Raw genomic sequence first — 12,097 nt, forward strand, 5'->3', positions numbered from 1 at the left:
TTAGGCCATAAAAAAGCCCTTGTTTTCACAAGGGCTTTTTTATTAATTTGGCAGAGGATCAAGGACTCGAACCTTGACGAACGGTTTTGGAGACCGTCATGCTACCATTACACCAATCCTCTATAACAACATGATGAAAGTCCTTCTGACTTCATCATAAAGAAAGTAGTAATACTCTCTTAAATATGGTGGGGGCGAAGAGACTCGAACTCTTACACCTTGCGGCGCTGGAACCTAAATCCAGTGCGTCTACCAATTTCGCCACGCCCCCGATGGGTGTGTATATTAGAGATAAACCCTGCGACTGACAAGCCCTTTTTATAAAAAAACTATGTTTATGAAAGCTAATGCTTTTTTAATATACAGATCAAATAAATTACACAAATAAAAAAAGGACCTTCTCTCGAAGGCCCTTTTCAAATTTGGCAGAGGATCAAGGACTCGAACCTTGACGAACGGTTTTGGAGACCGTCATGCTACCATTACACCAATCCTCTATAACCACATGATTAAATCCTCTCAGATTTAACCATAAAAAAAGCAAGATAAACTTGCTTTTTAAATATGGTGGGGGCGAAGAGACTCGAACTCTTACACCTTGCGGCGCTGGAACCTAAATCCAGTGCGTCTACCAATTTCGCCACGCCCCCGATGGGTATGCATATTAGTGAGAAACATGCAGCATGACAAGTCTTTCACCTAAAAAAACCAATCAACTGAACACATAATATTCAAATCTAGCATTGATGTTTATTTTTACGGCAAATCAATGGCATTTAGGCTGTTTTTTGCAGCTAAAACCGAATTAAAGCGTTGTTTAACATGCTTTTGGGTTAACCCATTCAATAAAGGAAGAAAAACCTCAAATTCAATCGGAAGCTGAATCTGTAGTTGTTGACAATGTAAAACGGCCCAATCGTGATAAGTACTCGCCTTTAAGCGAGATTGAGTCAACCATTCATACACAATAACCCCCAAAGCATAGAGATCACTTTGAATACTTTTCCCTGCCCCATGAAAAAGCTCGGGTGCCATATAATGTGGTGTTGCATCCAAGCTCTGCATGGGCTGCCCAATTCTAAAACATTGCTCAAAATCGATTAATCTGCACGAATGACCGTATAAACGAAAATGTTCAGTTTTCAGATCACCATGCACCCAACCTGCTTGATGCAAGCTATCTAAAGCCTCGAACGCGCTTAGAATCTTTTGTTTAATTCTGTTCAGGGATTCGGATGCCGAAATCGGAATAAAAAAATGGGGGCTATCGATGCTCACTAAACCCTGCCCAGCCTGATCGATAGCAACATCACTTTTAATTTGACTCAGTGGAATGATTGCATACGGCAATAAAAAATTTTGCTCGATGCCCTTAAATTTCTGATAAAAATCCAATTCACGTAAAAATGCTTGTTCCAAAATAGGATGGCTATCGGCTTGATGGAATTTAAGCCAATAACCTTGTTGCTCCACTTGAAAGGTATAAACACGTCGCCCAAAGGCATAGCTTTGTGCTTTAGTCCTTAGCCTTAAATCTTCAAGTTGAATTTCTGGATCAGAGATCCACGTAGTAAAACTCATTCTGCTGCTTTTCGTCCTGCTTCCGCAATGATGTTAAACAATGCTCAATGGTTTTACCAATCCGCGCATGAATTTCAATTGAGGCGATTTTTGGCCAAGTTGCCCGCTCGCCCTCTTGTTGCAATACTTTAAACAGTTTCGGACGTGGATTTTGCAACATATAGCTATAGTGTCTGAGACCATATTTGGCAATGATATTCACATCACCATAATAACGCTGCCCTAAAATCCCGTAACCATGATCAAGCATACGGCGAATCGGGAAAAAACTCCCCATATAGCTTCGGGTTAGATCCATCACATCCATGGCAATGGTTTTGCCTTGATGGCGGATAATTCGTTCTGGCCAACTGAGCACATCTCGGCGGAAACGGTTGCTGTCACTTTGCATAAACGGCACGATATGCGGATTGACCTGACTGGCAATGGTGTAATTAATATTATACAACCGAGCCATTTTCTCCTGTGGGAAATCACTACGCATACTGCCATCCACCCATTTGGTATTGGCAAGGTACGGTGTATGTTGTCCATCATAACGTTTACTGGTCAAATGCACAGGTGGAAATAATACAGGTACAGCACAAGAAGCCAGTACGGCACTCCATACCAATACATTCGGTGCGGTTAATGCATTCATAATACGTGGGTTCTGTGCGGTATTATACGGCGCAATCACAATATTAATATGTCGTTTGGACTGCTTATATGCCTCGGCAAAAGTAACATCACCCAAGTTCTGCATCAGGAATTTTTTTAAATACATCACATCCGCAACCCCACCACGGCCCCGAATCAATTCACTGATTTTCCTAAACTTAAAGGCATCACTAAAAAAGTGTTCACCTTGCAGCAATTCAGGCACTTTATCAGGTGTAGACACGCCTAACATGCCTGTCATGATTGCCCCAGCACTTGAACCTGATAAAACTTGCGGCATCAAATCCTGCTCCAAGAGCGCCTTACAAACGCCAGTATGGAATAAACCCAAAGTTGCGCCACCTGAAAACATCAAAGCGGGTTGACCATAAGCTTTTTGGCATTCTTCAAAAAACTGAATTTTCTCTTTCAATTGGAAAGTAATACACTCACTCGAAGCTAAGTAACGCAAGCAGTCACTCATTTCTTCAACATAGTTTTCAATGATCTTTTTGGTACCAAAATAAGTTTCGGCAAACAGCATCGGATGCCCAATATTGGCAAAGTCATATGACAGACCTTCTCTTAACACATAGATCAAATCCAGCGTGCGATGCTGCATACGATATTTTTTTAATAGGTTATAGCGTTTCGAAAGGATTTCCGCATCAAAATATGGCGACTCATTGTCATATTTCCATGCCTCATGACCAGATTCTTGATCCAGTTTTAGTGCAATTTCTTTCCACTCTGTATAAGAGCTTGCATGTCGTAGGCGTTCTTGCAATACATCAACTCTATGTGACTGATATGTATTCTTTTTCTCTTGAACTCTATTGAACATTTGCAATCCTGATTTTCAGCTTATTTTTTATATGCTTGCACCTATACAATGCAAAATGCTGCCGCAACAATCAAGGGTAAAATCGATTTATTTCGATATTTCTGATGATATTTTCTTTATTTCAGTAATAGCAGTGATAGTATCCCTATTCATCATTGAGTTTGGTTTATATGTATGGCTATCCTTGATTTACCCGAATCTATCCTTCAATCCTTATCGAGTGTATTAACACAGCTGCAGCAAGTTCTCCCAGAACCAAAGCAACCCACGGATTTCTCTGCAATCGCCTTCCGTTGGGAAAATCAGCAGCTGGTCGCCATACAGCAACCCAAGAAAATGTATCTGGAAGACTTAAAGGGAATTGAGCGCCAAAAAGACAAAATCATTCAAAATACACTGCAGTTTTTGAATGGCTTACCTGCCAATGATGTATTACTGACAGGTTCTCGCGGTACAGGGAAATCATCGATTGTACGTGCCCTATTGACTGAATATTCCGCTCAAGGTTTACGTTTGATTGAGATTGAACGTGATGATTTATCGGATTTACCTAAGATTCAAAAACTGATTGAGAATCGTCCTGAAAAATTTATTGTCTATTGTGATGATCTTGCCTTCAATGCTGAAGACGAGAACTACCGTAGCTTGAAAAGTGTGCTGGATGGTTCACTGCAATCTGGTTCGAGCAATTTTATTATTTACGCAACCAGTAACCGCCGTCATTTACTGCCTGAGTTTATGCATGAAAATACCCCTGTGCGTAAGGTCGATGTACCGCAATATACAGAACTGCATCCACAGGAAGCGATTGAGGAAAAAATTTCGCTTTCTGATCGTTTTGGTCTGTGGTTATCGTTCTATCCTATGGACCAACAACTCTACTTAGCAATCGTTGAACACTATATTGTCAAAGCCAATTTGGACTATAACGATCTGGTTCGTGGTGAAAGTTTGAAATGGTGCCAAGCACGTGGGCAACGCTCTGGTCGTGCTGCTTACCAGTTCTCAAAACACTGGATTGGCTCACAAAACCTAGAGAAACTATCAAACAAAGCATCCGCATAAATGTCCTGAAAAGCTGTAGCTTTGTCCTTATTTCCGCTTAGCATCGGCAATTGTTTCTCATACTCTAGCTGTCACAGCATGGATTGAGTTTAGGAAACAAGATGAAGAAACAATTGCCACCGACCTCCCTGACCAGCAAAATTATGGGCAAAAGCTTATTGCTTGCGCAAGGTACGCTCGATAAAGCCGTAAAATATTCGACCCTTCCATTTTCAGAACCTGAAATTATCCGTCCACGTACAGAAGAAAAATTTTATACCTGGACACATTATGGAATTTTCTTTCCGCTACTTCCAGAACCGCATCGTTATTTAAATATCATGATTTTATTGGGTACGCCTGGCGCATTGGCTTTTGACCATGATGACATTACGCTGGGCAACCCTAGAAAAACAGCAACCTTCTTTTCCAGTACCGCGGCTGTAGATGAACACCTATTAAGAGCTTATCTCATTCCAGAACAAGCCAATATTCAAGACAATGGCACATTGATTGAACTGGGTGAAGAAGTTTCTATTCAAGGTACATTACCGAATATTCATCTCAAAGGTAGCTATCACGGGCTCAGCTTTGAATTTGATTTGGATGTCTCCGATCAAATTTCATGGTTTATTAAAACGCCGATCTATGATCATTTTAGTCTGTTGGCGAGCTTTAAAGGTCAGCTTGAGTATCAAGGTAAAACCACGCCTGCCGAAGGCTTATGCACCTATGAATATGCACGTGCAGCAGGTGCACATGGCGTGGTGAAAAAACTATTACCCGCACCATATAAATTACCTTTAGACTTTTTCACTTATCAAATTATTAATTTAACCGAGACCACCCAATTATTGCTCACCAAAGCCGATATTTTGGGTCAGCCTGCCGCCTATAGTCTGCATGTTCGCCATACCGATCAACCAGCAGAAATCTATACCAATGTGGAATTCAAAGTACTTGCCCATCAAGTTGATGATTATGTTTCTCCGAGTGGTAACAAAATGCGCTTACCACAACAGTTCTCTTGGTCAGTCAAAGATGATGCTGATCAAAAGGTTCTCGAGATCACTGCGGAAATTGATAGTCCATTTCGTTATGGTCATGGGATTGGTTATGCCAGCGCCTACACCTTCACGGGGGAATATTTAAATAAACCCGTTCAAGGTCGTGGTTATATCGAATATGTGGATGTAGAAGACCAAAACGCATTTAAGCAATAAATAAAAACAGTAAGCCTTTGCGATCCATCAAAGGCTTACTACTCACATGCGATGAAAATGATGTTGCCAATAACCGTTAAAGTGCTGCTGGCTTAAATGCATCAATCATTTGGTTAATTGAATCCTTGATCTCCGCTGCCACCTTTGCATCATAACCTTCCACCAAAAAACGGCTAATGAGCCCTTCAATCAAGGTATAAGTCACCTCAATCAACATCTCAGCCTTTGGATAAGTGTGTAGATATGCTGTGATTAAGTTTCTAATCCAAACTTTGTGTTCTTTTGACACAGAGATAATCTCTTGATCGCCCAAATGCGACTCCGCTACCGCTCTGACGAATAAGCAACCTTTAAAGTTATCTTCTTGAAACCATAATAAATGCCAATCGATCAGCCTATTCAATGCCTCTCGCCCTGTTGCATCGGCAACATAATTCAAAAGACGCTGTCTGAACTTTTCGTCCCGTGCCTCCAAGACTGATTTCACCAATTGATTTTTATTTTTGAAATAGGTGTACATCGTGGTTTTTGAACAGCCAGACTCATCTCGAATCAGGTCAACACCCACTCCAACAAAACTATTTTCATAAAATAATTTTTCTGCAGTATGCAAAATTTTATTGGCTGACTTTGACATAAAAATTTACTCAATCAAAATAGTACAGATCTGTACTATTTGTAATTTTAGTTTTATTATCGGCATAAAGCAACCCTGTCATGAGATCACCATGTTATCTTTATTCAACGGTAGAGAACATCTCGCCCCCATGCCCCAATCCATTGATGTCATAAGAAGCCTCATCGGTGGAACATTGAGTATTTTGATCTTAATTTTGCTCAGTAAATTGACCCACAATCTATTTATCATGGCACCATTCGGCGCAACCTGCGTTATTCTCTATGCGGTATCTCAATCGCCCTTGGCTCAACCCCGCAATGTGATTTTGGGGCATTTTGTCTCGGCTTTTATTGGTTTACTATTTCTTAAAGTGTTTGGTGTCTCGACACTGAGCATTGCCCTGTCTGTTGGCTGCGCCATCGCTGCCATGCAACTGTTACGCTGTGTACATCCGCCTGCAGGTGCAAATCCATTGGTGATTTTACTCACGGCAAATACCATTCAATACCATTGGAGTTTCTTATTCTTCCCAGTGCTGCTCGGTTCAATTGCATTGGTACTGGTTGCATGGCTGGTCAACAATTTAAAATCCGAGAAAAAATGGCCTGTGTATGGATTGGCTTTTATCCACAGCAAAAAGAATCTTCAATAAAATCCGGATCGATTAAGGCCTGCTCCATACGCTTTAATCGATTTCCTTTTAGCAATCCAAGTTAAATAAATAGAACGCATAAACTTTTGCTTGCAAATAATTTACTTTTCCATAAAATTAGGTAGGTCGGTATACATAGATTTATTTTCTTATGAGCTCGAAATCAGCAAAACAAAAAATCTTGGATGCAGCAGCAACCCTGTTTTATAACGATGGCATCAGTAACACAGGTATCAACAGCATTACAGAGAAAGCCAATGTGGCCAAAATGTCGCTGTACAATAACTTTGCGACCAAATCAGACTTAATCACGTGTTATATCGAAGCCCGTCATCAGGAATGGTTAGATTTATACCAAAAAAGAAAAGTGCAGATTCAAACCCCGATTGATGGCATTTGGGCTATTTTTGATGCCTATCAGGATCATGCTGAATTTGCCTATGAAAAAGGCTTCCGGGGGTGTGGCCTACTCAATGCAGCCGCAGAGTTTCCTGCGCATAGTCCTGAACGCTTAGCTGTTAAGCAGCATAAAGATGAAATCGAAGCGATTTTAGCGGGGCATTTACAGCAACTCAGTATCAGCCCACAGCGAGTAAAAGAACTGGCACTGCTACTTTCATTTATCTTGGAAGGTTCGATTGCCCGTGCTGGTTTAGAAAGTTCCAGTAACAAAGTGTTTGCAGCAAAACAAATGGTGCAAAACCTATTAGAACAAGAGGTTGCAAAGTGAGTCGTCGTTCTTTAAACCTCAGTTCTCATTCTGGCTTTATTGCTGTCCTCATTGCCTCAATTTTATGGGGCACCACAGGCACAGCTGCCTCTTATGCACCAAATTTAAGCCCTTTAGCGATTGGTGCAGTTGCCATGGGGGGCGGTGGATTATTACAAGCCTTATTGGCCCATAAAAACATCCGCAGTCATTTACCACAAATTCGTGCTTACTATCCATTACTGTTAATTGGCATGGTCTCCGTTGCGATTTACCCATTAGCCTTCTATTCGTCGATGCGTATGGCAGGGATTACGATTGGTACGGTGATTTCAATTGGTTCTGCACCCTTATTTACCGCATTGCTGGAAAAGTTTTTTGATAAAAAAGCTCTCTCTAAAAAGTGGTTTATCAGCTTTATCTTTGGTGTGGCTGGTGTTCTATTGTTATCTATAGGTGAATCACATTCCCAAGCAACAACACAAACGATTGCAACAGACCAGAAAGCCCTTGGAATTATTCTTGGACTGATCGCGGCACTAACCTATTCTTTATATTCTTGGGCTGCTAAAAAAATGATTGATCGCGGTGTCGACTCAAAGGCATCCATGGGCTTAATTTTTGGTTTCGGTGCTTTAATTCTATTACCAACACTGTTTTTTACGGGTTCAAATCTGTTTGATGAACCCGTGAACCTGTATGTTGTCACCTATATGATGCTGATTCCAATGTTCCTTGGCTATCTGTTGTTTGGCTATGCTTTAAAGACTATTTCAGCCAGTACTGCCACCACACTGACCCTGTTTGAACCATTGGTTGCCGCATTATTTGCAATCTTATTGGTGGGCGAGCAACTGGCACCGATTGGTTGGGTTGGTATGGCATTGATTTTTATGTGTTTGGCCGTGTTGTCTAAAGCAGATCGTTCACAACCAATGACATAGAAACGTCTAAGCTATTAATATCAAAAGTAGAAACATTGCGGTTGCAAAGCTAAAAATAATAATTTTCCCATTAAAACGTAGTGCCTCTTTGGCTAATTTTTTAATGGGTTCCTCTTTTTTTAATCCAATAATCGACAAAATAATACCGATAAAATTACAGATCACAGAGATAATTAATGCCAATAAAAAGAATAGATGGACAGGTGGCATTTCACAAATCCGATCAGGGACACATGGGATACTGAGAACATAAATGGAAAACACTGCTGCCGCAGCAATAACAATTATACTGAACCATGCAACTATCGTTGCTGCTTTAACTGACCACATTATTTTGCCTTTTTCTTTTGTAATTACTGAAAATACATACTTAAGTTTTATAATAAATAACAATTGATGATTCGCGATGCAGAAATATCTCTGCATCGCGAATAAGATTTTTTGAAGATCAATATTCTTTTGCTAATTTCTCTAAAGTTGTGAGCATTTTTCTCACCACACTTCTTTTATGATGCAACATATTCTTAATGTTGCTTGGATTAAAGCCAGTCAATTTTGCGATACCACGACTGGTCATATACTCACCCGTTTTCGCAAAGTGCTTTTCACTTAACTCGGTTTTCGCATTTGAGAATCGAACTGCTAGCTTATAATCACTAAACTCAGACCATGCACCAGTCTTATATTCGTCCGCATCAAAGCTACTCTTCTGCTGAGTAGGTTTTTCGCGTAAAATATTACTCAAGCGGTTAATGACAATTTTTTCCTCACTTTGCTCAATCAATTGATAAAGCTCAGTTTCTTCAAATGGTCGCCCCAAAGCAATGTCTTTTCGATATTGTTCAATCACTTTTTCTTTTGATGCAACCTTTTCCTCACCTTTTTGAGTGAGGCAGAGAATCTTAAATAAAGACTCTAATCGGCCACATGTAAAAATATAAGAAATTTTCAACTTTTGTACTCCACAATGAGTTTTAGCTCATCAAAAATAAATAATTTATCCAATACTTTAATACGATAGCGTTGACTTTAACTCTTTGCCATGTACATAAATCAAGAATTTGATTTTTAAATATAAGAATGGTCTAAATTGCCCCTTAATCTAAGGATCAATTTAGAAAAATACGTTCCATTTTAGGTCGGTTGTAACTCAGTCATTGGCCATCTTGGTGTCGTCGTCACCGCCAAACCATCATGTTGTCCAGCTTTTAAACGCTGATATCCAGCAAAAGCAATCATGGCACCATTGTCTGTACACAATGCGGGTTCGGCATAATAAACATGTGCCTTGATCTTTGCCAGAGAAGTTTCTAATTGTTCACGCAAACGCAGATTAGCACTCACACCACCCGCAATCACCAACCGTTTTAAACCCGTTTGCTTTAAAGCTTTCACTGATTTTTTGACTAGAGTATCAACAACTGCTTCTTGGAAAGAGGCTGCCACATCGGCATCACGATTCTCTTCACCTAACTTTTTCAATTGTACTGAAACTGCAGTTTTAAGACCGCTAAAAGAAAAATCCAAACCTTGATGCAAGATTGGTCTCGGAAATTCAAATGCTTTGGCATCGCCCTGTAACGCCAATTTCGCAATATTCGGTCCACCTGGATAAGGCAGTTTCATCATTTTTGCGACTTTATCAAAGGCTTCACCCGCTGCATCGTCAATTGACTCACCGAGCAATTCATATTGACCGATACCATAGGCTGCCATTAATTGAGTATGCCCACCTGAAACCAATAAAGCCACAAACGGAAATTCCGGTGGAGTTTCCGAAAGTAATGGTGCAAGCATATGACCTTCCATATGATGCACACCGATCGCAGGCTTATTAAATGCAAAGGCTAAACTGCGGCCAAATAAAGCCCCAGTCATCAGTGCACCCATCAATCCTGGACCACGAGTATAAGCAACTGCATCTATCTCTTGTTTTTTGACGCCACTCTGCTCAAGCAATTGATTAATCAAAGGAATCATCTTGCGAACATGATCACGTGAAGCCAACTCAGGAACGACACCACCATATTCCGCATGCAATTTAATCTGGCTATATAGAACCTGTCCACGTAAGCCGAGCTCGCTATCATAGAGTGCTAACCCAGTTTCATCACACGAAGTTTCTAAGCCCAAAACAATCATTAAACTGCCTTTACAACGATCAAAAATAATATCGAAGCTATTATAGACTTGTGATCTGAGTTGTAAATGAGTAAAATACTGACCTTCACTTGCGATCTAGTGCAATCGTGCGTTAGATCTTATCCATCATCTTAGAGGATTTTACATGCCACAAGTTAAGTTGAAAGAAGGCGAACCAGTAGACGTAGCTATCCGTCGTTTCAAACGTTCATGCGAAAAAGCGGGTGTTTTAGCTGACGTTCGTAAGCGCGAATTCTATGAGAAACCAACTCAAGAACGTAAGCGTAAAAAAGCTGCTGCAGTTAAGCGTTATCAAAAGAAATTGACTCGCGAATCTGTACGTACTACTCGCCTTTACTAATTAATTTGTGATTGACTGCTGAAGAGACTATGAATACTTTAAAAAACCAAATTACTGACGTGTTAAAAAACTCAATGCGTGCCAAAGATATGGCAACAGTAACGGTTATTCGTGGTGTACAAGCAGCAATTAAGCAAATCGAAGTCGATGAGCGCATTGAGCTTGACGATGCTCAGGTTCTTGCGGTCATTGAAAAGCAAATTAAACAACGTAAAGAATCGATCAAGGCCTTTTCTGGCGCTGGTCGAGATGATTTAGCTAGTAAGGAACAAGCCGAAGTTGAGGTTATTTCTCAATTTCTACCAGCCGCTATGACTGAGGAAGAACTTGATTCCATCATTGAGCAAACGATTGCTGCTCAAGAAGCTACTAGCATGAAAGATATGGGTAAGGTGATGAATTCTCTACGTCCGATCATAGCCGGGCGTGCCGATCCTGCACAAGTATCTGCTAAAATCAAAGCAAAATTAAGCTAAGCCGCTTAACTCTCCTTTCTATATTTCGCTTTATTAAAGAATTGGATTCATTGCAATAATGAACCCAAAGCCTTTCTTTTATTTAAAATCACACTGAACATTATACTTCGCAAGCATTTGCATTTCTTTTGATTCAACCACCTGCTTGATTAAATCCTGCTTGGTCATGCTGGCATATTGCGCTGGTAAAGATGAACGATTTTGTTCAATCGCATCAAACATATCCTGAATATAACGCTGATTAATCTGGCAGTACTTTGCTTGTTGCTCTGGGGTAAATTGTGAGATTTGTGGATTCAGACTCCGTAAAAAGCTACGGATGTCCTGTGCATACGCACTACGGATTTTATCCACTGAATTTGCATACTGCTCAATCGATGCCGCTGAGCTAATCCCCACACTGCTGATCGCAAAAATAAAAACTAAAATTTTCTTCATATATGTTCTAACTTCTCAGCGATTCTTTACGCTCGTCATCTTATCTTAATTCAATAAATTTTGGTTTATGCTCAAGAAAAAATTCTTCCTTCGGTGCTGGTATCTCTCCTGCTGTCACTGTACCGAGTCGTAAGCGAATGACATCAGGTAAATCTATACGATAGGAATAAACTGGACTGGCACAGTTTTGACAAAAGACGCGCGCCTTGTTGGGTGTATGAAAATATTCTTTCAGTTGCTCTCGCCCAGAAATCAGTTCAAATTTGCTTTGCTCAATCGGACTGTTCCACCCCGCAATTGAGCCTTGAGCCTGTTGGCAATGACTGCAATAACATAAAATGCTGTTTTCAATTTCGCCATGATATTGATACTGTACAGCACCACACAAACATTGCCCTTGGATCATGTGTCTTTCCTTGAATTAT

15 protein-coding genes and 4 tRNA genes are annotated in these 12,097 nt (G+C 40.3%); 7 read left to right on the forward strand and 12 right to left on the reverse strand.

The features are described 5' to 3' along the window. Nucleotides 1–48: 48 nt before the first annotated feature. The 6 genes from NG55_RS08170 to NG55_RS08195 all read right to left on the reverse strand — a co-directional run bounded on the left by NG55_RS08170 (nt 49) and on the right by NG55_RS08195 (nt 3,064). Nucleotides 49–122, reverse strand: a tRNA-Trp gene (locus tag NG55_RS08170). 64 nt (nt 123–186) lie between these two features. Continuing rightward, nucleotides 187–271 (reverse strand) — tRNA-Leu (locus NG55_RS08175). A 152-nt stretch (nt 272–423) separates the two neighbouring features. Then, nucleotides 424–497: transfer RNA gene (locus tag NG55_RS08180), tRNA-Trp, on the reverse strand. A gap of 68 nt (nt 498–565) precedes the next feature. Further along, nucleotides 566–650 (reverse strand) — tRNA-Leu (locus NG55_RS08185). A gap of 106 nt (nt 651–756) precedes the next feature. Then, complete coding sequence (locus NG55_RS08190) at nt 757–1,581, reverse strand: protein kinase domain-containing protein (protein WP_065342967.1); 825 nt, start codon at nt 1,579–1,581, stop codon at nt 757–759. Beyond that, nucleotides 1,556–3,064: a DUF3336 domain-containing protein gene (locus NG55_RS08195; protein WP_023270122.1), complete on the reverse strand. Its 1,509-nt coding sequence runs from the start codon at nt 3,062–3,064 to the stop codon at nt 1,556–1,558. Before NG55_RS08195 ends, NG55_RS08190 begins: the two co-directional genes overlap by 26 nt. A gap of 174 nt (nt 3,065–3,238) precedes the next feature. Between NG55_RS08195 and NG55_RS08200 the strand changes: the two genes are divergently transcribed. Next, the gene (locus NG55_RS08200) at nt 3,239–4,129 is read left to right on the forward strand and encodes an ATP-binding protein (protein ID WP_065342968.1); all 891 of its coding nucleotides are present in this window, start codon (nt 3,239–3,241) and stop codon (nt 4,127–4,129) included. A gap of 101 nt (nt 4,130–4,230) precedes the next feature. After that, a complete protein-coding gene (locus NG55_RS08205; protein ID WP_065342969.1) occupies nt 4,231–5,331 on the forward strand; it encodes a DUF6670 family protein in 1,101 nt (366 codons plus the stop codon). Between the two features lie 76 nt (nt 5,332–5,407). Here NG55_RS08205 and NG55_RS08210 read toward each other — a convergent pair whose 3' ends face one another. Then, nucleotides 5,408–5,968 (reverse strand): TetR/AcrR family transcriptional regulator, encoded by a 561-nt coding sequence (locus tag NG55_RS08210; protein WP_065342970.1) that lies wholly within the window; start codon nt 5,966–5,968, stop codon nt 5,408–5,410. 91 nt (nt 5,969–6,059) lie between these two features. Here NG55_RS08210 and NG55_RS08215 point away from each other — a divergent pair, with 91 nt between their 5' ends. The 3 genes from NG55_RS08215 (at nt 6,060) to NG55_RS08225 (ending at nt 8,255) form a co-directional block, all read left to right on the forward strand. Then, a complete protein-coding gene (locus NG55_RS08215; RefSeq protein WP_065342971.1) occupies nt 6,060–6,602 on the forward strand; it encodes an HPP family protein in 543 nt (180 codons plus the stop codon). A gap of 151 nt (nt 6,603–6,753) precedes the next feature. Then, nucleotides 6,754–7,332: a TetR/AcrR family transcriptional regulator gene (locus NG55_RS08220; protein ID WP_065342972.1), complete on the forward strand. Its 579-nt coding sequence runs from the start codon at nt 6,754–6,756 to the stop codon at nt 7,330–7,332. Then, nucleotides 7,329–8,255 (forward strand): DMT family transporter, encoded by a 927-nt coding sequence (locus NG55_RS08225; protein ID WP_065342973.1) that lies wholly within the window; start codon nt 7,329–7,331, stop codon nt 8,253–8,255. The genes NG55_RS08220 and NG55_RS08225 overlap by 4 nt, the downstream gene beginning before the upstream one ends. A 6-nt stretch (nt 8,256–8,261) precedes the next feature. Here the strand turns inward: NG55_RS08225 and NG55_RS08230 are convergent, their stop codons facing one another. The 3 genes from NG55_RS08230 to tsaD all read right to left on the reverse strand — a co-directional run bounded on the left by NG55_RS08230 (nt 8,262) and on the right by tsaD (nt 10,397). After that, on the reverse strand, nt 8,262–8,585 hold the full coding sequence (locus NG55_RS08230; RefSeq protein ID WP_016660369.1) for a hypothetical protein: 324 nt from the start codon (nt 8,583–8,585) through the stop codon (nt 8,262–8,264). A 118-nt stretch (nt 8,586–8,703) separates the two neighbouring features. Further along, complete coding sequence (locus tag NG55_RS08235) at nt 8,704–9,207, reverse strand: hypothetical protein (RefSeq protein ID WP_065342974.1); 504 nt, start codon at nt 9,205–9,207, stop codon at nt 8,704–8,706. A 182-nt stretch (nt 9,208–9,389) separates the two neighbouring features. Further along, nucleotides 9,390–10,397: a tRNA (adenosine(37)-N6)-threonylcarbamoyltransferase complex transferase subunit TsaD gene (gene tsaD / locus NG55_RS08240; protein WP_004652786.1), complete on the reverse strand. Its 1,008-nt coding sequence runs from the start codon at nt 10,395–10,397 to the stop codon at nt 9,390–9,392. 145 nt (nt 10,398–10,542) lie between these two features. Between tsaD and rpsU the strand changes: the two genes are divergently transcribed. Further along, nucleotides 10,543–10,758, forward strand: coding sequence for a 30S ribosomal protein S21 (gene rpsU / locus NG55_RS08245; protein WP_004652785.1), 216 nt, complete (start codon nt 10,543–10,545; stop codon nt 10,756–10,758). Between the two features lie 29 nt (nt 10,759–10,787). Continuing rightward, a complete protein-coding gene (locus NG55_RS08250; RefSeq protein ID WP_004808327.1) occupies nt 10,788–11,234 on the forward strand; it encodes a GatB/YqeY domain-containing protein in 447 nt (148 codons plus the stop codon). A 78-nt stretch (nt 11,235–11,312) separates the two neighbouring features. Here NG55_RS08250 and NG55_RS08255 read toward each other — a convergent pair whose 3' ends face one another. Both NG55_RS08255 and NG55_RS08260 read right to left on the reverse strand, forming a co-directional pair. Continuing rightward, entirely contained in the window at nt 11,313–11,672 is a 360-nt protein-coding gene (locus NG55_RS08255; protein ID WP_065342975.1) for a hypothetical protein, read from the reverse strand. A gap of 40 nt (nt 11,673–11,712) precedes the next feature. Then, a complete protein-coding gene (locus NG55_RS08260) occupies nt 11,713–12,078 on the reverse strand; it encodes a GFA family protein (RefSeq protein ID WP_065342976.1) in 366 nt (121 codons plus the stop codon). Nucleotides 12,079–12,097: the final 19 nt, after the last annotated feature.

This window comes from Acinetobacter gyllenbergii (assembly GCF_001682515.1).
Lineage (GTDB): Bacteria > Pseudomonadota > Gammaproteobacteria > Pseudomonadales > Moraxellaceae > Acinetobacter > Acinetobacter gyllenbergii.